This is a genomic window from Magnetospirillum sp. WYHS-4, from assembly GCA_039908345.1.
Lineage (GTDB): Bacteria > Pseudomonadota > Alphaproteobacteria > Rhodospirillales > GLO-3 > JAMOBD01.
On sequence record JAMOBD010000019.1, the window covers coordinates 1 to 22,120 of the forward strand.

Annotated in this window: 24 protein-coding genes; 12 read left to right on the forward strand and 12 right to left on the reverse strand. The window is 65.7% G+C overall.

All coding sequences use genetic code 11. From position 1 onward, the window contains the following. Positions 1 to 282, reverse strand: a 282-nt coding sequence (locus tag H7841_07485) for a hypothetical protein (protein MEO5336717.1), incomplete at its 3' end; no start/stop codon positions are given. Positions 283 to 422: 140 nt separating this feature from the next. On the opposite strand from H7841_07485, the gene H7841_07490 reads away from it, so the two are divergent. Genes H7841_07490 through cobD form a run of 3 tightly spaced genes read left to right on the forward strand, consistent with a single transcriptional unit; the run spans position 423 to position 2,533 of the window. Beyond that, positions 423 to 767 carry a hypothetical protein gene (locus H7841_07490; protein MEO5336718.1) on the forward strand — a complete coding sequence of 115 codons (345 nt, stop codon included), beginning with the start codon at positions 423 to 425 and terminating at the stop codon, positions 765 to 767. Between the two features lie 10 nt (positions 768 to 777). After that, complete coding sequence (locus H7841_07495; GenBank protein MEO5336719.1) at positions 778 to 1,500, forward strand: sel1 repeat family protein; 723 nt, start codon at positions 778 to 780, stop codon at positions 1,498 to 1,500. After that, positions 1,478 to 2,533 carry a threonine-phosphate decarboxylase CobD gene (cobD, locus tag H7841_07500; GenBank protein ID MEO5336720.1) on the forward strand — a complete coding sequence of 352 codons (1,056 nt, stop codon included), beginning with the start codon at positions 1,478 to 1,480 and terminating at the stop codon, positions 2,531 to 2,533. Before H7841_07495 ends, cobD begins: the two co-directional genes overlap by 23 nt. A 1-nt stretch (position 2,534) precedes the next feature. On the opposite strand, the gene H7841_07505 is transcribed toward cobD, so the two are convergent. Then, positions 2,535 to 3,656 (reverse strand): 2-aminoethylphosphonate--pyruvate transaminase, encoded by a 1,122-nt coding sequence (locus H7841_07505; GenBank protein MEO5336721.1) that lies wholly within the window; start codon positions 3,654 to 3,656, stop codon positions 2,535 to 2,537. Positions 3,657 to 3,733: 77 nt separating this feature from the next. On the opposite strand from H7841_07505, the gene H7841_07510 reads away from it, so the two are divergent. Further along, entirely contained in the window at positions 3,734 to 4,312 is a 579-nt protein-coding gene (locus H7841_07510; protein MEO5336722.1) for an exonuclease domain-containing protein, read from the forward strand. Here H7841_07510 and H7841_07515 read toward each other — a convergent pair. The 6 genes from H7841_07515 to H7841_07540 form a co-directional block, all read right to left on the reverse strand. Next, positions 4,307 to 5,449: an EAL domain-containing protein gene (locus H7841_07515; GenBank protein ID MEO5336723.1), complete on the reverse strand. Its 1,143-nt coding sequence runs from the start codon at positions 5,447 to 5,449 to the stop codon at positions 4,307 to 4,309. The genes H7841_07510 and H7841_07515 overlap by 6 nt on opposite strands. Before the next feature lie 24 nt (positions 5,450 to 5,473). Then, the gene (locus H7841_07520; GenBank protein ID MEO5336724.1) at positions 5,474 to 6,181 is read right to left on the reverse strand and encodes an SDR family NAD(P)-dependent oxidoreductase; all 708 of its coding nucleotides are present in this window, start codon (positions 6,179 to 6,181) and stop codon (positions 5,474 to 5,476) included. Between the two features lies 1 nt (position 6,182). Further along, positions 6,183 to 7,646 carry an amidophosphoribosyltransferase gene (gene purF / locus H7841_07525; protein ID MEO5336725.1) on the reverse strand — a complete coding sequence of 488 codons (1,464 nt, stop codon included), beginning with the start codon at positions 7,644 to 7,646 and terminating at the stop codon, positions 6,183 to 6,185. A 17-nt stretch (positions 7,647 to 7,663) separates the two neighbouring features. Next, the gene (locus H7841_07530) at positions 7,664 to 8,359 is read right to left on the reverse strand and encodes a CvpA family protein (GenBank protein ID MEO5336726.1); all 696 of its coding nucleotides are present in this window, start codon (positions 8,357 to 8,359) and stop codon (positions 7,664 to 7,666) included. Between the two features lie 13 nt (positions 8,360 to 8,372). Further along, complete coding sequence (gene radA, locus H7841_07535; GenBank protein ID MEO5336727.1) at positions 8,373 to 9,743, reverse strand: DNA repair protein RadA; 1,371 nt, start codon at positions 9,741 to 9,743, stop codon at positions 8,373 to 8,375. Positions 9,744 to 9,928: 185 nt separating this feature from the next. Continuing rightward, on the reverse strand, positions 9,929 to 10,078 hold the full coding sequence (locus H7841_07540; protein ID MEO5336728.1) for a hypothetical protein: 150 nt from the start codon (positions 10,076 to 10,078) through the stop codon (positions 9,929 to 9,931). Between the two features lie 365 nt (positions 10,079 to 10,443). Here H7841_07540 and H7841_07545 point away from each other — a divergent pair, with 365 nt between their 5' ends. From H7841_07545 to H7841_07560, 4 genes are all read left to right on the forward strand, one after another. Beyond that, positions 10,444 to 10,941 (forward strand): DsrE/DsrF/DrsH-like family protein, encoded by a 498-nt coding sequence (locus H7841_07545; protein MEO5336729.1) that lies wholly within the window; start codon positions 10,444 to 10,446, stop codon positions 10,939 to 10,941. 33 nt (positions 10,942 to 10,974) lie between these two features. Continuing rightward, positions 10,975 to 11,202 (forward strand): sulfurtransferase TusA family protein, encoded by a 228-nt coding sequence (locus H7841_07550; protein MEO5336730.1) that lies wholly within the window; start codon positions 10,975 to 10,977, stop codon positions 11,200 to 11,202. A gap of 137 nt (positions 11,203 to 11,339) precedes the next feature. Beyond that, positions 11,340 to 11,873, forward strand: a complete 534-nt coding sequence (locus H7841_07555) for a thioredoxin family protein (protein MEO5336731.1) — start codon at positions 11,340 to 11,342, stop codon at positions 11,871 to 11,873. Between the two features lie 115 nt (positions 11,874 to 11,988). Further along, positions 11,989 to 14,574 (forward strand): EAL domain-containing protein, encoded by a 2,586-nt coding sequence (locus H7841_07560; GenBank protein ID MEO5336732.1) that lies wholly within the window; start codon positions 11,989 to 11,991, stop codon positions 14,572 to 14,574. Between the two features lie 7 nt (positions 14,575 to 14,581). On the opposite strand, the gene H7841_07565 is transcribed toward H7841_07560, so the two are convergent. From H7841_07565 to H7841_07580, 4 genes are all read right to left on the reverse strand, one after another. Continuing rightward, the gene (locus tag H7841_07565) at positions 14,582 to 15,538 is read right to left on the reverse strand and encodes a nickel/cobalt transporter (protein ID MEO5336733.1); all 957 of its coding nucleotides are present in this window, start codon (positions 15,536 to 15,538) and stop codon (positions 14,582 to 14,584) included. A 128-nt stretch (positions 15,539 to 15,666) separates the two neighbouring features. Beyond that, positions 15,667 to 16,326: a DUF1007 family protein gene (locus H7841_07570; GenBank protein ID MEO5336734.1), complete on the reverse strand. Its 660-nt coding sequence runs from the start codon at positions 16,324 to 16,326 to the stop codon at positions 15,667 to 15,669. Then, positions 16,323 to 17,354 (reverse strand): COX15/CtaA family protein, encoded by a 1,032-nt coding sequence (locus tag H7841_07575; GenBank protein MEO5336735.1) that lies wholly within the window; start codon positions 17,352 to 17,354, stop codon positions 16,323 to 16,325. Before H7841_07575 ends, H7841_07570 begins: the two co-directional genes overlap by 4 nt. A 4-nt stretch (positions 17,355 to 17,358) precedes the next feature. Next, positions 17,359 to 18,309 (reverse strand): TauD/TfdA family dioxygenase, encoded by a 951-nt coding sequence (locus H7841_07580; protein ID MEO5336736.1) that lies wholly within the window; start codon positions 18,307 to 18,309, stop codon positions 17,359 to 17,361. Positions 18,310 to 18,894: 585 nt separating this feature from the next. Here H7841_07580 and dsrA point away from each other — a divergent pair. The 4 genes from dsrA to H7841_07600 all read left to right on the forward strand — a co-directional run bounded on the left by dsrA (position 18,895) and on the right by H7841_07600 (position 22,120). Beyond that, complete coding sequence (gene dsrA, locus H7841_07585; GenBank protein MEO5336737.1) at positions 18,895 to 20,151, forward strand: dissimilatory-type sulfite reductase subunit alpha; 1,257 nt, start codon at positions 18,895 to 18,897, stop codon at positions 20,149 to 20,151. 105 nt (positions 20,152 to 20,256) lie between these two features. Further along, positions 20,257 to 21,273, forward strand: a complete 1,017-nt coding sequence (gene dsrB / locus H7841_07590; GenBank protein MEO5336738.1) for a dissimilatory-type sulfite reductase subunit beta — start codon at positions 20,257 to 20,259, stop codon at positions 21,271 to 21,273. Positions 21,274 to 21,312: 39 nt separating this feature from the next. Next, on the forward strand, positions 21,313 to 21,672 hold the full coding sequence (gene tusD / locus H7841_07595) for a sulfurtransferase complex subunit TusD (GenBank protein MEO5336739.1): 360 nt from the start codon (positions 21,313 to 21,315) through the stop codon (positions 21,670 to 21,672). 16 nt (positions 21,673 to 21,688) lie between these two features. Next, positions 21,689 to 22,120: a DsrE family protein gene (locus H7841_07600; protein MEO5336740.1), complete on the forward strand. Its 432-nt coding sequence runs from the start codon at positions 21,689 to 21,691 to the stop codon at positions 22,118 to 22,120.

Sequence of the window (22,120 nt, forward strand, 5' to 3'; positions counted from 1 at the left end):
CGGCCCTCCCCCGGTCCAGCAGACGACCGTCCCGTCGCCCCATTGGGCGATCTGTTGTTCGAGACGTTCCTTGGCCAGGGTGGCGGCATTGACCTCCCGGCCTTCCCACTGGCAGCGGGCGCCGAAATCGTCGGGCGCCAGAATTCCCTCCAGCCTGATCCTGCGCCCATCGATTTCCAGGATATTGCCGTTAATCACGCGCGGCCTCCCGACGATCTCCTCGCCCCAGGCGGGAGACGCCGATAGACAAGCCAGAGCCAGCACCATGACCAACCATCGCATACCCCATCCTGTCCAATCGCCAAGGAAGAAGCAAGGAGGGGACCAGCTCAGACTTCCGCGATCCGCCGCGGCGGATGGTTAACTCCGTTTTTACCATCGGCCCCCAAGATGGTAGAATAATGCGGTGGAAAGGTGACGCCATGAAGAGGCTCCTCGCGATGCTCGCCCTGATGGTGGTGACTGGCTGTGGCGTGGTCTCCAGCGGTGCGGCACCTGGCTTGGGCCAGGCCGAGGTGGCCAGCGTCATGGTTTCCAAGAAGACCATCACGGACCATGTCGTGTCCTACATGAGCGGCAAGAACTGTACCTTCATGCGGTCGAACCAGGGGCTTACCTATTGCGAAGAGGACGAGAAGTTCCCCAAGCCGCCGGTCTATTGCTACAAGACCTTGGGCCAAGTGACCTGCTATGATCGTCCGGACCCCTTCGATCCGCGTACCCAGAAACTGGGCGAGAACGACCACAACCTGCCCAACAGCCGCTGATTTCCCCGCGATGAAGCGCCTCGTTTTCCTCGCCCTGGTGATGGCGGGCATCGCCCTGGGAAGTTTCTGGGCTGCCTGGGAGGCGGCGCGGGAAGCGTCGCCGCCCGTGATGCCCCAGGAAGCCGATGCGGTGGCCCGCTTCGATGCGACTCGCCGCGATGCCCTGGCCGGAGACCGCGAGGCCCGGGTGCGTCTGGGTGACCTTCTGCGCCAGGGCCTGGGTGCGCCGAGAGACGTCAAGGAGGCCGCCAAGTGGTATCGGGAGGCCCTGCGGCAAGGCAGCGCCGAAGCCCAGTCGCGCCTGGGCCGGATGATGGTGGCCGGGGAGGGGATGCCAATCGACTATATCCGCGCCGCGGAACTGTTCCGCGCCGCCGCCCAGGCCGGAAGTCGCGAGGCGCGGTTCGAACTGGGACGCCTATATTACCACGGCCGCGGAGTGACCCACGACTATGGTCGGGCCATCGAGCTTTTCCGCCAAGCCGCCGAACAGGGGCATTCTGGAGCCCAGTTCCTCATGGGCGGCATGATCGAGGAGGGCTGGGGCATGAAAGAAGACGCGACCGAGGCCTACAAGTGGTACACTCTCGCCGCCCGCGACCCGGCAGGCCTGCGCGCTCTGGATTCCAAGTTCGATCCGGAAGAGGCTCGGCGGCGCTTGCGGTCGAGGCTGAGCCGCTTCGAGGTGGAGCGGGGGGAGGAATTGGCACGTGACTGGCGACCCAAGCCCTGAGGCGGGTCTTTCGTCTGAACCTCCGGGTCCGGCCGCCGCCATCGATCATGGCGGCGACCTGGCCGCCGCGACGGCTGCCTTCGGCATGCCGGCCGAGGATTGGCTCGACCTGTCCACCGGCATCAATCCCCATTCCTATCTGGTCCTGCCGCCGCACCCCGAGGCCTGGAGCCGCCTGCCCGATACCGGGGTCACGATGCGGCTGCTGGCTGCGGCGGCCCGCTGCTATGGGGTGGCCGATCCGTCGCTGGTGGTTGCGGCGCCCGGGACCCAGGCGCTCATCCAGTGGCTGCCCCTGCTTGTCGGCCGCACCCGGGTGGCCGTTCTGAGCCCCACCTACGCCGAACATGCCGGTGCCTGGCGGGCCGCCGGCCACACGGTGGTCGAGGTGGGTGGACTTGCCGCCCTCAAGGCCGCGCAACCCGGCGTCGCGGTGATCGTCAATCCCAACAATCCGGACGGCCGCCGCGTTCGGCCTGCCGACATCCTCGACTTGACGGAGCAGATGGCCGAAAGACGTGGCTTGGTGATGGTGGACGAGGCCTTCGCCGATACTCTTCCCGAAATCAGCGTCGCCGCCCAGGCCGGCCTGCCGGGTCTTGTGGTGCTGCGGTCCTTCGGCAAGTTCTTCGGCCTGGCCGGGCTGCGCCTCGGATTCGCGCTGGCCTGGCCGGACATGGCGGAAGCCCTGCGCAGCGCGCTGGGGCCTTGGGCGGTCTCCGGACCGGCTGCGGCCGTCGCCACGGGTGCCCTGGAGGACGATACCTGGATCGCCATCACCCGCCAGCGCCTCCGGCTGTCCATGGAACAGCTCCATGCGCTGTTGCAACGTTCGGGCCTGGAGGTGTTGGGCGGCACCAGCCTTTTCGTGTTGACCGCGCACGACCGGGCTCCGGATCTGCACGCCCACTTGGCCCGCCAGGGTATCTGGGTGCGCCGTTTCTCCGACCATCCCCGCTGGCTGCGCTTCGGCCTTCCCCCGGAAGGCTCCTGGGAACGGCTGGAAGTGGGGATCAAGTCCTTCCCCGGATAGCTCAGGGCTGGCCGGAAACGACGCCCAGGTCCTTCATCACCTCGGCGACGGCGCCCAGGGCGGCCTTCATCTCGGCCGCGCCCAGGGCGCCGATGCAGCCCATGCGGAAACTGTCGGCCACCGTCAGCTTGCCGGGATAGATGACGAAGCCCCGGTCCTTCAAGCCATCGTAGAATTTCGGGAAATGGAACTTCGGATCGGCCGGCATGCGGAAGGTGACGATGATCGGGGCCTGCACCGCGTCGGGCAGCAGGGTCGCGAAACCGAGCGCCCGCATGCCTTCCACAAGCAGGCGGCAGTTGGCCGCGTAGCGGGCATGCCGCCCGGCCACGCCGCCTTCCGCCTCGAAACGGTCAAGGGCTTGGGAAAAAGCGGCGATCACGTGGGTGGGTGGGGTGAAGCGCCACTGGCCGTTTCCTTCCATGGCCCGCCATTGGTCGTGCAGGTCGAGGGCGAGGGAATGGGCGTTGCCCGCCGCCGCTTCCAGGACGTCGCGGCGTGCCACCACGAAGCCCATCCCCGGAACGCCTTCCAGGCACTTGTTGCTGGAGGCGGCGACGGCGTCGAAGGGAACGGCACGGGCATCCAACTCCAGGGCGCCGAAGGCGCTCATGGCGTCGATCAACAGCCGGCGGTGGTGGCGTGCCGTCGCCTCGGCAAGGGCGGCGATGGGGTTGAGCACTCCCGAAGTGGTCTCGCAATGGACCGCCAGCACGTGGGTGACGGTCGGATCGGCCGCCAGCACGGCGTCGAGGGACACGGGGTCGCACGGGATGTCCTCCGGGTTCTCCAGGATCGTGCAGGGGCGGCCCAGGACCTCCAGGATGCGGGCCATGCGCTGGCCGTAAGCGCCGTTGACCAGCACCAGGGCCTTGCCGTCCCGCGGCACCAGGGTGCCGATCATCGCCTCCACCGCGAAGGTGCCGCTGCCCTGCAAGGGCACGCAGACGTGGGTTTTCTCGCCATGGACGATGCCCGCCAGGCGTTCGCGCATATGGACGTTCATGGCGATGAAGGCGGCATCGCGCGAGCCCCAGTCGTGCAGCATTGCCCCCTTGGTTTCCGCCGCCGTGGTCAAAGGGCCGGGGGTGAGCAGCCAGGGATCGCCGGTTTCGCTAGCCATGATGAGGTTCCTGCCGTTATGAAGGCGTCACGGGTTTGTCGCACTGCCGGGTTAGGCTGTGCAAGAGGGAGCGCGCCGTGCTGATCGCCGACACCTTGGTCGTCTTCGACCTGGAGTTTACCACCTGGGAAGGATTCATGGCGAGCGGCTGGTCCCTGCCCGGCAAGCGCCGCGAGGTGGTGCAGATCGGTGCCGTCCGCCTGGACGCGGCGGCCGGCTTTGCCGAGACCGGGGCGTTCCAGGCCCTGGTGCGACCGCGGCTCCACCCCCGGCTCAGCACCTATTTCATCGAACTGACCGGCATCGACCAGGAAATGGTCGACCGCGACGGCCGGCCGTTCCCCGAGGCGATGGGCGACTTCGTCGCTTTCCTGGAGGGATCGGGAACGGTGCAACTGGTCGCCAACGGTCTCGACGGGCCGATACTGGCCGACAACTGCGGCTGGCACGACTTGCCGGTTCCGCCGGCGGTTATCCGGACGCTGGACGTGTCGAACTTCTTCACCCGGCTTCTGGGGCGGGATCGCCACGTGACGACCAGCCAACTTTCCGGCTTGCTGGGGTTCCCGGAACAGGGGCGGGCTCACGACGGCTTGGCCGATGCCCGGACCCTGGGTGCCGCCCTCCGGCATCTCCGCGCCCAGGGCCGCCTATAGGATCGACGCGGCCGGCACCGGCCGGCCGTAGAGCCATCCCTGGGCGAGGGTAATGCCGATGCCGGTGAGGGCCTCAGCCTGTTCCCCGGTCTCGACGCCTTCGGCCAGCACCTCGGCGCCCAACTCGCGGAAGCGGGCGGTGGCGCGGGCGATGTCGTCCACGAAGGCTTGGCCGCGCGCCGCGTTGCGGATCACCGTGATGCAGAGCTTGACGATGTCGGGACGCAAGATTTCCGCCAACTCGGGGTCGGCGAAGCCGCAGCCGGTGTCGTCCAGGGCGATGCGCAGGCCTTGCGCCCGCATGTCGGCAAGGATCGGCAGCAGGTGCTTGGCTTCCTGCAAAGGCAGGTGTTCGGTGAGTTCCAGGACCAAGCCGGGCTGGGCCAAACGGGCGACGAGGTCGCGGTCCATGATGGTGCGCGCCCCCAGGTTGACGCTGACCCAGTAGGGCTCCGGAACCCGCCGTGCCAGGCCTGCCGCTTGTTCGGCGCAGATGGCTTCCAGGGTCGATCCCAGACCGTGTTGGTTGGCGGTTCCGAACAGAATGTCGGCCCGCTCCAGGGCATGGCCCACGGGACCGCGCGACAGGGCCTCGTATCCGATCGTCCGGCCGTCGGGGAAGGAGACGATGGGCTGCAGAAGGGTGCGCAAAGTGCCGCCACCGGTGATCAGGCGCTCCAGTTCCAGGCGTTCGACCGGAATTCCCGCGCTCCAGCAGCAGGGACAATTCCCCATGTAGCCATCGATCCAGGCATCCGGACCCGCCGCCGTCCCGTCCCGCAGGTCGACGACGCCCAACCGGAACCCGACCCTGGAACCGCTGGCCGCCCCGAATATCTCCTGCAAGGATTCGCGCACCAGCATGCTGCCCGAGGCGACGATGGCGTCGCGTTGTTCATCCGCATCGCCGGGCAAGGCCGAAGGCGTGAAGCGGAAGGCCCGCCACCAGCGTCCCTTCCGGCCGGACGGGGGGAAATCGTCCAGGTCATGGCGGGCCAGGAGTCGGTAGGCCAATCCGGCGAAGGCTGTTCCGACTTCGGCCAGCGCCGCGTCGACAACCACGCTGCCGAACACCGAAAAAAGGCGATCAATGTCTTCGATTTGGAGGACCAGAAGGCAGCGGGACCTGTCTCTCATGGAGCCACTATAGCCGATTCCGGTTTATTGGCAGCGAACAATTTCCCCGTGCCGCGTGCAAACCGGGTCGGCCAAGTCGACGAACCGGGGGGCGACTTCCTCCGGGGCGCGCAGGCCTTCCGACTTCTCACCGGGAAAGGCCTTGGCGCGCAGGCGGGTGCGCAGGGGGCCGGGGTCGATCAGGTTGACCCGCAAGGAGGTGCGCAGGGTCTCCGCCGCCCAGGCCCGTGCCAGGGCCTCCAGGGCGGCCTTGCTGGCCGCGTAGGGTCCCCAGTAGGCCTCGCCCGCCTGCGCGGCGGCGGCGGTGGCGAAGATCGCCCGCCCGGCATCCGACAGGCGCAGCAGGGGATCGAGCGAGCGGATCAGGCGCCAGTTGGCGGTGGTGTTGACCGCCATAACCTCGTCGAAGACCTCGGGCTTGCAATGACCCAGGGGGCCCAGCACCCCCAGCACCCCGGCACAACCGGCCAGGATGTCCAGTTTCCCGTGGCGTTCGTGCAGGGCGGCGCCCAGGCGGTCCAGGCCGTCGCCGTCGCGCAGGTCGAGGGGCACGAGGGTGGCGTGGCGGCCGAGCGCGCGGACCTCGTCGTCCAGTTCCTCCAGAGCGCCCTGGGTGCGGGCGACCAGCACCAGGTCGGCGCCCTCCCTTGCGAATTCCAGGGCCACCGCCCGGCCAAGACCGCGCGAAGCCCCGGTCACGACCGCGATACGTCCTTCAAGACGGCCGGGCATGTCAGGAATGCTCCTTCAACAAGGACAACTGGCGGGGAGCCGGGCCGTCTTCGTGGTCGACCAGGCGGATCGGATAGTTGCCCGTGAAGCAGGCGTCGCAGTAGGCGGATCGGGTCGGGTCCCATTTCTCTTGGCCCACCGCCCGGTAGAGACCGTCGATGGACAGATAGGTCAGGGAATCGACCCCGATCTGGCGGGCGATCTCGTCCACCGAGAAGTTGGCGGCCATCAATTCCGCCTTGGTCGGGGTGTCGATGCCGTAGAAGCAGGGGTTGGTGGTGGGCGGGCAGGAAATCGCCATGTGCACCTCGCGGGCGCCCGCCTGGCGGACCATCTCGACGATCTTGCGCGACGTGGTGCCGCGCACCAGGGAATCGTCGACCAGCACCACCCGCTTGCCGGCGATCAGGGCCGCGTTGGCGTTGTGCTTGAGGCGTACCCCCAGGTTGCGGATGCGATCCGACGGCTCGATGAAGGTGCGGCCCACGTAGTGGTTGCGGATGATGCCCAGTTCGAAGGGAATGGCGGCTTCTTCCGCATAGCCGATGGCGGCGGGGACGCCGGAATCGGGGATCGGCACCACCATGTCGGCCATCACGCCCTCGGCGCGGGCCTCGCGGGCCAGTTCATGGCCGATCTCCTTGCGCACCGCGTAGACGTTGCGCCCCTCGATGACGCTGTCCGGGCGGGCGAAGTAGATGTATTCGAAAATGCAGAAGCGGTGCGGGGCCGGCGGGAAGGGATGGAGCGAGCGCAGTCCCGACTTGTCGATCACCACCATCTCGCCCGGTTCGATGTCGCGGATATAGTCGGCGCCGATGATGTCGAGGGCGACGGTCTCCGAACAGAGGATGTAGGCCTCGGCCAGCTTGCCCAGGACCAGCGGCCGCACACCCCAGGGGTCGCGCACCCCGATCAGCTTCTCGCGGGTCAGGCAGACCAGGGAATAGGCTCCGGTCACTTGGCGAAGGGCGTCGATGACCCGGTCGACCACCTTGGGATACTCGCTGCGCGCCACCAGATGGATGATGACTTCGGTGTCCGACGTCGACTGGAAGATGCTGCCCTGGCTGACCAGCGACTTGCGCAACTGGTACGAATTGGTGAGATTGCCGTTGTGGGCGACGGCCAGGCCGCCGAACTCGAAATCGGCGAACAAAGGCTGGACGTTGCGCAAGAGGGTGCCGCCGGCCGTCGAATAGCGGACATGGCCGACCGCCAAGTCGCCCTTCAGGCGGCGGATGACGGTCTCGGAATCGAAGATCTCGCCGACCCGGCCCAGGGCCCGGTGGGGGTGGAACTGTTCCCCGTCGAAGGCGACGATGCCGGCCGATTCCTGGCCGCGGTGCTGCAGGGCGTGCAGGCCCAAGGCGGTGCGTGCCGCGGCCTCGGGGCTGCCGAAGATGCCGAACACGCCGCATTCGTCATGGAAATGGTCGTCGTCCGCGGAAAGGCTGGCCGCCATTGGGGAGGCTCCCGAACTCATTGGTTCTCGATGAGGCGCTGCATATCGCGGCGCTCGCGCGGATCGTAGCCACCCTCCTGGCCGGGGGGAGGGGCAGCGGTACCGGCCCCAGCTTCCGGCCCCTTCGGCTTCACATCCAGCATGTTGCGCAGCGCCTTCTGGGATTCAAGCAGTTTTTCGGTCTCGCGGGCGAACTCGTCCACCTGTTCGCCTGCCGCCTGGGCGCTTTCCGGCAGAACGGACCGCAGCATGCGGGCGCCGCCGGCCATCAAGGGGGCGGTGCGGGCCTGGGCGATGACGGTGGGACGGAATTCGGCCTTGGGCCAGAGCCATTCCGCCCCCATGTAGGCCAGGGCGACCAGGATGGCGCCGCGCACCAAACCGAACAGAAAGCCGAGCGCCCGGTCCAGCGCGCCCAGCGCACTGTGGCGGATGCGCGACGACAGCAGGTGGGTGAGGATCGACAGGGCGAACAGGCTGACCACGAAGATCAGGGTGCCGGCGGCGATGTCGGCCACCATCTCCTTGGGAATGAGGCCGCGGGCATAGGGGCGCAGCAAGGGGAAGCCCCAGATGGTGGCGAATATGGCCCCCACCCAGCCGGCCACCGACAGGGTCTCGTGCACGAAGCCGCGCGAATAGGCGAGCAGGGCCGAAATCAGCAGCACGATGCCGACCACGATATCGACGACGTTGACCGGAAGATCCGCCATGCCCCGTCCGTTCCTACTGCGCCTGTCCCAGCAGTCCCACCAGCTCGGCCAGACGCGAGATTTCCGTCACCTTCATCCCCGCCTGGGCGATCGCCTTGCCCCCCCGGCGGGCCGGCACGATGGCCCGCGTGAAGCCCAGCTTGGCGGCTTCCTTCAGGCGGGCGTCCGGCTGGGAAACCGCCCTGACCTCGCCCGACAGGCCGATCTCGCCGAACACCACCGTCTCGGGCGGCACCGGCAAGCCGCTGACCGCCGAAACCAGGGACGCCGCCACCGCCAAGTCGGCGGCCGGTTCGGCCACCTTCAGGCCGCCCGCGACGTTCAGGTACACGTCCGCGTGATTGAGCGCAAGCCCGCATCGCGCTTCCAGCACCGCCATGACCATGGCGAGCCGTCCCGAATCCCAGCCGACCACGGCGCGCCGCGGGGTCCCGTAGGAGGTGGGCGAGAACAGGGACTGGATTTCCATCAGCATGGGACGGGTGCCTTCCATGCCGGCGAAGACGCAGGCTCCGGAAACGCCGCCGTCCCTTTCCCCCAGGAACAGGGCGGAAGGATTCGCCACTTCCGACAGGCCGGCATCGGTCATTTCGAAGACGCCGATCTCGTCGGTGGGGCCGAAGCGGTTTTTCACCGCGCGCAGGATACGGAACTGGTGGCCGCGGTCGCCCTCGAAATAGAGGACGGTATCCACCATGTGCTCCAGCACCCGGGGACCGGCGATCTGGCCGTCCTTGGTCACGTGCCCGACCAGCATCAGGCAGAAGCCGCGCCTCTTCGCCAGGCGGATCAACTCCTGGGCCGATGTCCGCACCTGGGCCACCGTGCCCGGGGCCGATTCCAGGCTGTCGACATACATGGTCTGGATGGAATCGATGACCACTACCGCAGGCGGCTGGGCCTCGTCCAGGCTGGCCGCGATGTCGCGCACGCTGGTGGCCGATGCCAGGTCGACCTTGGCGTGGGCGAGATTCAGGCGGTCGGCGCGGAGGCGGATCTGGTCGACCGCTTCCTCGCCCGAGACATAGGCGCAACGGGCACCGGCGGCGGCCAGGGCGGCGGTGGCCTGCAACAGCAAGGTGGACTTGCCGATGCCCGGATCGCCGCCGATCAGCAGCGCCGACCCGGCCACCAGCCCTCCGCCGCAAACCCTGTCGAACTCGCCGATGCCGGTGATGCGCCGGGGCGGCCGTTCCGAGACGCCGTCCAGGCCGACGAAATCGATGCGTTTGCCCTTGCGTCCGCCCAGGCCTTTGGGCGCGCTTTCGGCCTGCTGTTCCTCGACCAGGGAATTCCAGGCGCCGCAAGCCTCGCAGCGCCCCCCCCATTTGGGCGCGGTCGCCCCACATTCCTGACAGACGTACTGGGTCCTGGGCCGGGCCATGAGGGCTCCGCAGTTGACGAGGATCAAGGCTGGTGTAAGGGATTCGCATCCGCCCGGCAAGGCGGCGTCGACATAAAAAGGCCGGGCCCCGTGGGCCCGGCCATCAAGGTGTCAACGAGGAGGGGGGCCGGGGACTCCGCTTGGAGAGAGGGAGGAGGGGAGAGCCCCCGGCCCGGGGGCTGCCGTCAATGGGCGGTGAGACGGATGGTGAGGGCGGGATCGCGCTGCCAGATATTGATCCATTCCTTTTCGGTGGCCCGCCGGATCATCCCGTCCGGCATTTGGACCCACAGGTCGCCGTGGCGTCCGATGCGGTAGTCGACAATGCTGCTCATGATCCGCTCCCGTCTGAGCCGTCCTTAATTCATGAGTGAATTTATCGGATATTAACGGCCCTGTCAAGGTGTGGCCGACAACGGAAAATGCCATCTATATATATGTAAAAACAATAAGATAGATATATAGCGTCTTGGCCATCCCCCGCAATCATCACGCAATAGTGAACTTCACTAGTCGTCTTAAATCCGCATCCCTTGGAATGGGATTGGCGCTCGTCCCGCTTTTGCGGTCGAAAGTGGGGTTGCCCAACCGCGGCCCGGAAGCCCAGGCATCGCCAAGCCGCTGGACGTCGTCTCGGTTTTGTTATATTAGCAAAGACTAAAGCCAAGCGCGCGTACTTTTCGGACGGGAGAAGATTCTCATGAGCGACGGCGACAACGAAAAGAAGATGTGCATCATCGTCACCAAAGGGACGCTGGATTGGGCCTACCCGCCCTTCATCCTGGCGACCACGGCGGCGGCGATGGACGTTCCCTGCACCCTGTTCTTCACCTTCTACGGCCTCCAGCTGCTGAAGAAGGACCTGGATCACCTCCAGATATCGACCTTGGGCAATCCGGCGATGGAAATGCCGATGTTCGGCATGCACATGACCATGCCCAACCTCATGTCGGTGATTCCCGGCGTCGATGCCGTGGCCTCGACCATGATGAAGAACATGATCAAGAAGAAGGGCGTGGCCTCGATTCCCGAGCTGCGCGAGATGGCGATCGAAAACGACGTCCGCATGGTGGCTTGCCAGATGACCATGGACCTCTTCGAGTTCAAGAAGGAGGACCTGATCGACGGCGTCGAACTGGGCGGGGCCGCGACCTACATGGAAGCCGCCAAGGACGCCCACATCAACCTCTACATCTAATTCACCGTAGCCATTAGAGGAGTGACGAATCAAATGGCCGAAACGTACCTCGACACCAAGGGCATGAATTGCCCGCTGCCGATCCTGAAGACCAAGAAGACCATCAAGAGCTTGGCCAATGGCGACACCGTCAAGGTGGAATCGACCGATCCGGGCTCCGTGAAGGACTTCGAGGCCTTTTGCCGTTCGACCGGCAACAAGCTGGTTTCGAGCACCAACGACGGCGGCGTCTACACCTACGTGATCGAGAAGGCCGGTTGAGCCACGCAAGGCCCGTCCGGCAGTCCCGGGGAGGAACGGGGTTGCGGGCGGCATCCGGGAGTTGAAAATCGGGGGAGCCCAGTTCGGCCCGGGAGTTTCGCGGGACGGCTGGGTTCTTCGCGTGATGGGAGGCGATCATGGCCGGGAGATGGGGCGTTCTGTTGGCCGCTTTGTTGTGGGCGGGGCCTGCGGCTGCGGCCGAACTGGTCATGTTCGAGAGCGCCGGCTGTCCCTGGTGCAAGAAGTGGGAACAGGAAATCGGTAAGGGCTACGACAAGTCCGAGGAGGCCCGCAGCCTGCCGCTGCGGCGCGTCCGGATGGAAGAACCCCGTCCACCCGACCTGATGAACCTGGGCCGGGTGGTCTTTTCGCCCACCTTCGTGGTCGTCGAGCGCGGCACCGAAATCGGCCGCATCCAGGGCTATCCGGGCGAAGAGAACTTCTGGTGGATGCTGGGCAACCTGAGAAACCGCCTGGAGCGCATGCAGCGCACCGGGTTCCCGCCGGCTCCTCCGCCTCCGCCCCCGCCGGTGGCGGGCGTAGGCATGATCGGTATGGGCGGGGATGGCATGATCGGCATGAGCGGCTTGGCCGCCGGTCCAGGCATGGCCGGGATGTGGGGAACGGGGCCGGCGCTCCAGCACAACCCCAACCTCGCACCGGCCCCCTGAGGCCAAGATCAAAGCATTGAGGCGACGGCGTTTCCTCCGCCCTTTTCTGTACCACCGACCCTGACCTGTGGTATGGATGGAACAGACTTCGCGGGGCCCTGGAGAAACAGGCGGAATGACGAATCGGTCCGGGCGTAAGGGAGGCGACCAGCCGAAGACGACAGCCCCGCGCAAGCGGGCGGTGGTGGTTGGCCGGAGATCGGATGCCTGGCGCCAGCGGCTGCTCGATGCGGCGACGAATCTGGGGTGCCTGGTCCGGCACGGCCATATTCAGGCCATCAACGCCGGGGGCGCCCGACTGCTCGGCCTGCCGGACACGGGGGCCGCCGAGGGCCGGACGCTCGCCGAATTCATCCATCCCGATTACCGTGACGTGCTGGCGGACCTGCTGGACGAGGCGGTTGTTTCGGGGGCGTCGATTCCGGTCAAGCTGCGCCCCCTGGATGGCGGTTCGATCGATGCCGAGATGCATGTTGCCCATGGCGGCGAAGACGGCGAACTCGTGCTTTGGGCGGTCGACGTGTCCGAACATATTCGCATCGCCACCACCCTGCGGGAACGGGAACAGCGTCTGCAGGGCATCATGAACACGGTGGTGGACGGCATCGTGGGGATCGACGACAAGGGTATCGTCCGCTCGGCCAATCCCGCCGTCCATCGCATCTTCGGCTACCTGCCGGGGGAATTGGTGGGGCGCAACGTCAGCGTTCTGGTGCCCGAGCCCCACGGCAGCCGCCATGACCAGTATATCCAGAACTACTTGAAGACCGGCCGCGGCCGCATCGTCGGCGTCACGGGACGCGAGGAATTGGCCGTCCGCAAGGACGGAACGACCTTTTCGGTGGAATTGACGGTCACCGAACTTCGCCACGGCAAGGAACGGCTGTTCATCGGCGTGGTGCGCGATATCACCCGTCGCAAGCGGGCCGAGGAAGCCTTGCTCAAGGCCTACGACGAACTGGAACTGCGGATCGAGGAGCGAACTCGCGAACTCACCCAGGAAATCACCGACCGCCGGGCCGCCGAGGAAGGCCTGCGCTTGGCCGCCGAGGTGATCAACAACCTGTCGGAAGCGGTGATCATCGTCGATACCGAGTTCCGCATCACATCGGCCAATCCGGCCTTCAGCGACATCACTGGATTCGAGGCGAGCGACGTTCTGGGCCAGGTTCCCAATTTCTATAAGATCGTCGGCCGCGACCCGCTGATGTTTTCCCAGATGTGGAAAAATTTGAAGGGAGACGGCACCTGGTCGGCGGAAATCTGGAACCAGCGCAAGAACGGCGAGAAATACGCCGAACGGCTGTCCATCTCGGTTCTGGCCGACGACGCCGGCAACGTCCAGAAATACGCCGTGGTGATCGCCGACATCACCAAGCGCAAGCAGGACGAGGAACGCATTCGCTACCAGGCCAACTACGACCAGTTGACCGGTCTTCCCAATCGGGCGCTGTTCATGGACCGGCTGGCCCAGGCCCTGGCCACCATGGGCCGGGGCGGCAAGAAGCTGGGCCTGATGTTCATCGACCTGGACGGCTTCAAACTGGTCAATGACACCCTGGGCCACGAATTCGGCGATCTCCTGCTCAAGGAGACCGCCGAGCGCCTTGCCATCTGCGTGCGTACCGGCGATACCGTGGCCCGCCTGGGGGGCGACGAATTCACCGTCATCATGCCCAACCTGACCGACCCCCGCAACGCGCCCCTGCTGGCCCAGCGCATCCTGGATACCCTGTCCAGGCCTTTCAACCTGAAGGGACAGGAAGCCTTCGTCTCCTGCTCCATCGGCATCACCATTTTTCCCGATGACGCCACCAAGGCCAGCGAGCTCATCAAGAACGCCGATGCCGCCATGTACCGCGCCAAGGAACAGGGCAAGGCCAGCTACCACTTCTTCACCGCCGATCTCAACGAGGAGGTGAAGCAGCGCCTGGTGCTCAAGAATGGCCTGAGCAAGGCCCTGGAACGCAACGAGCTGATGCTGTTCTACCAGCCCAAGCTGGATCTCAGGCTGGGCGTCATCCTGGGCTGCGAGGCCTTGATGCGCTGGCAGAATCCGGAACTCGGAATGGTTTCTCCGGCCCGCTTCATCCCGGTGCTGGAAGAGACCGGAATGGTGGTCGAGGTCGGCGAATGGGCGATCCGCGTCGCCTGCCGGCAGATCCGGCGTTGGTTGGAGGCCGGGTTGCCGCCGATCCGTATCGCGGTCAACCTGTCGGCCCGGCAGATCCGCGACGGCACCCTGGCCCCGACGGTGGCGAATATCCTGGACGAGACTGGCGTGCCCCCCACCGCCCTGGAGTTGGAGATCACCGAAAGCATGTTGATGACCGACGCTCAGAAATCGGTGATCGCGCTCGAGGACCTGCACCGGATGGGCATTCACGTGGCCATGGACGATTTCGGGACCGGATATTCGTCGCTCAGCTACCTGAAGCGTTTTCCCATCGACACCATCAAGATCGACCGTTCCTTCGTCTCCGACATCGCCAGCAATCCCGATGACGCCGAAATCATCAAGACCATCATCACCATGGGCCAGACGCTCAACCGGCGCGTGGTGGCGGAAGGCGTCGAGACCGAGGACCAGCTCAAGATCCTGCGCGACTACCGCTGCGACGAGATCCAGGGCTATCTGCTGAGCCCGCCGCTTCCCGCCGACAAATTCGAGACCTTCGTCCGCCAGCGGTCGGGCGGGTAGGCGTTCGTCAAGGCGTCGCCATCGGCATGACGCCGGGCATCGCCGGGGCGGTGAGAAGCAGGGCGCCCAGCAAGACCAGCAGCATTCCGCCGACGGCCGTCACGACGGCGCCGATCCGCTTCAGGTTCCAGCCGCGCCGTCGTCCCGCGGCCCAGCCCACCGTCCGGCCCGCATGGGCCATCGCCGCCACCGCCGCCACCACCAGGCCTGTTCCCGCCGCCATGGCGAAGGTGGCCGCGATGCCGGCAAGGTGCAGGCCCAGGCTGTAGGCGAAGACCAGGATCAGGATGGCGCCGCTGCAGGGGCGCGCGCCCACCGACAGCACGATGCCCGCCAGGGTCCGCCAGTCGGCCTGCGGCTCCTTCAACTGGACGAAATGATGATGGCCGCAGCCGCAGTTTTCGCCGTGCTCGTGGCCGGGGGTGGCCGTTCGCCACTGCTTCCAGGCCCGCGCCAGCAGGTAGAACCCGATTCCCGCCACCAGCCCGTTGGCCAGCATCTCCAGACCCAGGGCGGCGTCCGTGAGGCGCCGCGTGGTCTGTTCGGCGACGAACAGCACGGCGTAGACCAGCGCGACCGCCGTGACTGCCTGGGCGAGGCTGGACAGGGCCGAGATGACCAGGACCCGGCGCAGGCTGTCCTCGTTGGCCAGGACGTAGGTGGAGATCACCGCCTTGCCGTGGCCCGGCCCGAGGGCGTGCAGAAGACCGTAGGCGAAGGCCAGGACACAAAGGACGATTCCGGCCCGCCAGGGGTCGCCGTCGCGCACCTCCTTGACGGCGGCGGTCAGGCGGCGGTGGATGTCCACCTGCTTGACGCGTACCCAGGCCATGGCCCCCCCGCCCGAGACTTCGACGGCCGGCGCCGAGCGGGGGCCGCCCAACGGATGGGGCGCCTGCGCCCCGGCATGGCTTCCCGCCAGGGCCAGGAGCGCGATCGCCAGCAGGGCTCGCAGCCAGGACATACCAACCGGCCATGGCCGGTTGGTATCATTATTCCTGGCCCTCGCCGGGCACTCGCTCCGCTCGCTTGGCCGCGGCCTCAATGGCCGCTCGATACCGGCCAACGAGTCGGATCGAGTGTTGGCCCGTATCATTTGTTGCAACTCAGCTCCCCGATCATCGCCAGGCTGAAGCCGATGCTGTCGCGCTTGTCCTTGCCCGGTCTCGCCGGTTCGGTGGAAAAGAAGCTTTCGGACAAGGGCTTGCCCTTGTCGAGGGCGGGCTCGCGCACCCGCGCCTTGCAGCGGGCCGCCATGTCGTCCGTCAGGCGGAAGACCTTGGCCTCATCCATTTCCATGGCGATGTAGAAGGTGGGGTCGTAGAAGCGGACGGCCAGTTTTCCCTTGCCCAGAAGCAAAGGGTCCCGCAGGGGCAGGCGGAAGCGCAGTTCCAGGGTGCCGTCGTCCAGGGTCGCGGCGCCGTCTACCGCTTGGCCGGTCGCCAGCCGGCGGCCGTCGGCTTCCAGGTCGGCGTAGTAGTCCCACTCCTTCAGGTTGTCGAGAATCTCGCCCGCCAGCTTGGCTAGCGCGGCTTGGCGCGCTTCGCCCTTCTTGGACCGCAGGTCGGTGGCGGTGAAGGCGCTGTAGGCCGGATCGAAGGCCCAGATCACGTCGAAGGCGGCGATTCGCCCTTGTCCGTCCAGATGCGGCGCCACCGAGGCGACGATGAGCACGTGCGGATGGGCCCCTGCCGTTCCGGCTCCCAAGGCCAGGAGCATTCCGATCAGGACGGCGCGCCAGGAACGAATCATCGCTCCTCCGGCCGCAAGGCATGGGCCGCCCAAAGTGCCGCGGCCAGCAACACCACGGCGCCGGCCTGATGGGTGGCGGCGATGCCGACGGGGACGACCAGCAACAGCGTGGCGATGCCGAGCGCGACCTGGACCGTCACCGCGAGGGCCAGGGCGTTGACCGCCAGATGGGCGCGCCGGGAAAGGCCGGCTTGGCGGGCCTTCCACCAGAAGGCCAGGATCAGCGCCAGGGTCGATTCCGCCAGGATACGGTGGTCGAACTGTACTGCGGGCAGGTTTTCGAAGAAGTTTATCCACCAGGGCGAATGGTCCAGGTAGCCGTCGGGCACGAAGCGTCCGTCCATCAACGGGAAGGTGTTGTAGGAGAACCCCGCGTCCAGACCGGCCACCAGGCCGCCCGAGAGGATGGTGAGGAAGACGAGGCCTGCCAGCCGGCGGGCATGGCCGGACAAGGCCCCGACGGGGAGGTGGCGTTCCGGCGACATCAGGTCCATGCCGATCCACAGCATGTAGGCGAAGATCGCCACCGCCGCCCCCAGGTGGGCGGTCAGGCGGTAGTGGCTGACGTCCGGGTTGTCCACCAAGCCGCTGGCTACCATGAACCAGCCCAACGCGCCTTGCAGACCGCCCAGCAGGAACATGCCGGCGAAATGCCGGCCGAGCCGGCGGTCGACCCAGCCGCGCAGAACGAAGAACAGCGCGGGGAAGAAGAAAGCCAGCCCCATCATCCGGCCCCAGACCCGATGAACGAATTCCAGCCAGAAGATGCCCTTGAAGCCCTGCAGATCCATGCCGGCGTTGACCTTCTTGAACTCCGGATACTGCTGGTACTGCTCGAACAGGCGCTGCCAGTCGGCCTCGTTGAGCGGTGGAACGAAGCCGGTGACCGGATTCCATTCGACGATCGACAGGCCGGAATGGGTGAGCCGGGTCAGTCCTCCCAGCACCACCATGACGAAGACCATGACGCACATGCCGAACAGCCAGAGCGCCATGATGCGATTGCGTCGGGTGTCCAACTCGGCCATGGCCTCAGCCCCTCCAGACGTCCCTGAGGCCGGTGCCGGACAAGCGGTCGAAATAGCGTGCCCGGTAGATCAAGCGCTTCTTGCCGCCCTCCGGGCCGTCTTCGAAGCCCGCCCGGTCGTGCAGCACGTTGTTGCTGACCAAGCCCTGTCCCGGCGCCATGCGATGACGGAACACGTAAGGCGAATCGGCATCAAGAATGGCTTCCAGAGCCGCCACCGCCGCCCGCGTCGCCGCGTCGTCCCGCCAGACGATGTTGCGCTTGCGCGCCGTGTAGCGCATGTGCAGGGAGCCGTTCTCGGGATCGACCAGGAAGACGGGCCCGGTGCGAGCGACACGGATTTCCTCGCCGCCTTCCGTATTGGCCGGGATGGTCATGGCGTGGGGATGCATCAGGGCGCGGATGTGTTCCGGATCGGTGTCGCGCAGCAGGATGTAGGCGATCTCGTGGTCCATCAGGGCGTTCTCGCCGCCGGTCTGCGAATCCGAGACGCAATAGAGCAGCAGGCTGCGGTCCTGGCGATCGAGCGTGTTGTAGTAGCCGTCGGTGTGCCACTTGATCGGCCGGTTGGTGTAGGGGATGTAGTTGGTGCGCCGCCCCTCGCCGATCACCGTCAGCGGTGTGATGCCGTCGTCGTCGGCCAGCATGTTGGCGTCCAGGCGCTCCAGGCCGAAGCGGGTCCCGACCTCGCGGATCAGGCGCTTGCCCGTCTCGGCATCCACGGGCGGCGCCACGAACAGCGCCATGTTGGCCCTCTGGAGCCGGTCTAGCAGGGCGGCATGCTCGACGGCATCGATATCGAACGGGTCCTTGATTTCGACCACCAGCTCGCCGGCAGCCCGGGGGGCTGCCGCCAGCTTCCATTCGCGCCAGCGCGCATAGGCCTCCGGCGCCTCTAGATCGAAGGGGCCGCCGGCGCCCGGCGGCGCGGCTTCCGCAACTGTGGTTCCAGCCATTTTCCGTCTCCTGTTCCGATCCCCGAAACCGTCGTTCGTCCGCCTTGACCCGGACCGTACATTAGGGTAATCGAATATACGGTCGTTTCGCGGCGGTTCGTGGTAGACATAGACCACCCGCTCGGGAGACGCCAGGGCGGATGCCAAGCTTGAAAAATCCCTAACCTCCAGAGGGGGATTTGGGATAGAAAAAAATACCGATAGGGGCTTCCATATTAGATTGTTTTAATATACAAGGCAGCAAGGTGGGTCGACAGCGGCCGGTCGATCTGCGGGGAAGAATGGGCCGCGATGAGTTGACCGAGGAGGAATACGTCCGGCATATCCACCCTGCGACAAGCAGGGACGGCAGGTTCACCGAACCGGTTTTTTCCGCGCGCTCGATGCCTCCGGAGCCGTTGGCTTTCGTGGGGATGAGTATCCGGTCCGGGTGGCTGTTCTGGAGTGCGCGCCCTCAGGCGATGCAGGTGGGCCGAGCAGGATCGACTGGACGTTGAACCCAGGTCAGGGATCGTTTCTCCGCCGTCTCAAGGGATGGCAGGCTGCGGGGAGGCGGAAAAAAGTAAGCGTGTTGGAGGAGTATCCATGGCGAAACAAATGCACAAGACGCCGATGCTCGACGAGCTCGAGAAGGGTCCGTGGCCGAGCTTCATCACCGGCATCAAGCGTCTGGCGCAGTCGGAAGGCAAGCCCTACGCCGACATGATGAAGGATCTGCTGGGCCAGCTCGAGCACTCCTACGAGACCCGGCTGGGCTATTGGAAGGGCGGCGCGATCAGCGTTCTCGGTTACGGCGGCGGCGTCATTCCGCGCTTCTCCGAGGTGGCCGACAAGTTCCCGCTGTCCTCCGAGTTCCACACGCTGCGCATCATGCCGCCCGCCGGCATGCACTATGACACCAAGACGTTGCGCAAGTTCTGCGACATCTGGGAAAAGTACGGCTCCGGCCTGATCGCCTTCCACGGCCAGTCCGGCGATATCATGTTCCAGGGTTGCCGTAGCGAGAACGTCCAGCCCGCCTTCGACGAGTTCAACGAGATGGGCTTCGACCTGGGCGGGGCCGGTCCGGCCGTGCGCACCTCGACTTCCTGTGTCGGCGCCGCGCGTTGCGAGATGTCCTGCTACGACGAGCAGAAGGCGCTCCGCGAGTGTATCAATTCCACCCTGGACGACATGCACCGCCCGGCTCTGCCCTATAAGTTCAAGTTCAAGTTCTCGGGCTGCGCCAACGACTGCTCGAATGCCATCCACCGCGCCGACATGGCGGTGATCGGCACCTGGGCCGACGACATGCAGGTCGATCAGGCCGAGGTCAAGAACTACGTCAAGAAGCTGGGCCGCAAGGGCATCATCGATCAGGTGATTTCCATGTGCCCGACCCGCGCGCTGTCCCTGAACGACGACGACACCCTCGACGTCGACAACCGGAGCTGCGTGCGCTGCATGCACTGCCTGAACGTCATGACCAAGGCCCTGAAGCCGGGCAAGAAGCGCGGCGCTGCCATTCTGGTCGGCGGCAAGCGGACCCTGAAGGTCGGCGATATGCTGGGTTCGGTGGTGGTGCCCTTCATGAAGCTGGAGGACGACGAGGACTACGAGGCGCTGGTCGAACTCGGCCAGAAGATCATCGAGTTCTTCGCCGAAAACGCTCTGGAACATGAACGTGTCGGCGAGATGATCGCCCGCATCGGCCTGGGGACCTTGCTGGAAGGGCTCGAGATCGGTGTCGATCCGAACATGATCAACCACCCGCGCACCAATTCCTACGTCCGCATCGACGGCGACGACTGGGAAGCCGAGGTGGAGAAGTGGAACGAGCGGAAGGCTGCGGCGGCCGAATAGGGCCGCCTGCTTCCCCCCCCGCCCCTTAGAGATTGCTTGGAGGACGATCAAATGACTCAGCCCCGTATGCCCGACGAGTGTGGCGTTCCGGAACCCGAACCGTTCATGCATCCCGTCCTTGTGGAAAACAAGGGCAATTGGAAGTGGCACGACCGCCCGCAGCCGGGCGTTCTGCACCACGTCTCCTATAGCGGCGACGAAGTCTGGACCGTCAAGGCCGGCACCCAGCGCCAGATGGACGTCTATACCGTCCGCAAGCTGTGCGACATCGCCGACCAGTTCGCCGATGGCTACGTCCGCTTCACCGTGCGCTCCAATATCGAGTTCATGGTGACCGACGAGAAGAAGGTGCAGCCCCTCATCGACAAGCTGAAAGCCGAAGGCTTCCCGGTCGGCGGCACCGGCAACTCGGTGACCATGATCTCCCACACCCAGGGCTGGCTGCACTGCGATATTCCGGGCACCGACGCCTCGGGCGTGGTCAAGTCCCTGATGGACGAGTTGCACGCCGAGTTCATCCGCGAGGAAATGCCGAACCGCGTCAAGATCACCACCTCCTGCTGCCAGATCAATTGCGGCGGCCAGGGCGACATCGCGGTCAACGTGCAGCACACCAAGCCGCCGCGCATCAATCACGACCTGGTGGCCGGCGTCTGCGAGCGTCCGTCGGTGATCGCACGCTGCCCGGTGGCGGCCATCCGGCCCGCCATGGTCAACGGCAAGCCGTCGCTGGAAGTCGACGAGAAGAAGTGCGTCTGCTGCGGCGCCTGCTTCCCGCCGTGTCCGCCGATGCAGATCAACCACCCGGAATTCACCCGCGTGGCGATCTGGGTGGGCGGCAAGCACTCTTCCACCCGCTCCAAGCCCACCTTCCACAAGCTGGTGGCCGCGAACATCCCCAACAACCCGCCGCGTTGGCCCGAAGCCGCCGATGTCGTCAAGCGTATCCTGCGTGCCTACAAGGAAGACGCCAAGGCTTGGGAGCGCGTGGGCGAGTGGATCGACCGGGTCGGCTGGCCGCGGTTCTTCGAACTCACCGGCCTGCCTTTCACCAAGTTCCACTTGGAGACGTGGAAGGGCGGGCGTCCCGCTCTCAACGCCTCCGCCCAGGTTCGCTTCTAACGAAGCGGACCACCCAGGGGGAAAAGGAAACATCGGAACATGAAGTTCGGTATTCTGGTCAACGAAGGACCGTTCACCCACCAGGCCTCCGACTCCGCCTACCAGTTCACCAAGGCGGCGATCGCCAAGGGCCATCAGGTGATGCGCGTGTTCTTCTACTACGACGGTGTCAACAACGCGAACCGTCTGTCCGAGCCGCAGGCCGACGACCGCAATCTGGTCAAGCTGTGGGGAGAACTGGCGAAGGAGCACAAGATCGATTTGGTCGTGTGCATCGCCGCCGCGCTTCGGCGCGGCATCAAGGAGGAGATCCTGGCCGAAGGCTTCCGGATCTCCGGCCTTGGACAGCTGATCGAGGTCGGCATCGCCGCCGACCGCACGGTCATGTTCGGCGACTGAGGATCGGGAGGGATCGATGAGCGAAGATATGGAAGGTTCCTTCGAAACCGAGGGTGTCCACAAGCAGTTCATGTTCTTGAACCGCAAGGCCCCTTACGGAACCATTTACGCCCTCGAGGTGCTGGAGATGATCCTCATCTCGGCGGCTTTCGAGCAGAATACCAACGTCGTGTTCATGGACGACGGCGTCTATCAGATCCGCAAGGGCATGGACACCAAGCCGGTGAACATGAAAAACTTCTCGCCCACCTACCGCATTCTGGAGGCCGAGAAGGAAGACGCCGACGAAGATCCGGACGCCGAGATGAAGTGGCGCCTGATCGTCGAGAAGGAGTCCATGGAGGCCCGCGGGCTGACGCCCGAGGATTTCATCATCGAGGTCGAGGTCCTGCCCGCCAAGCAAGTGGGCGAACTGATGGCCGAGATGGACGTGATTCTGGGCGGCTGA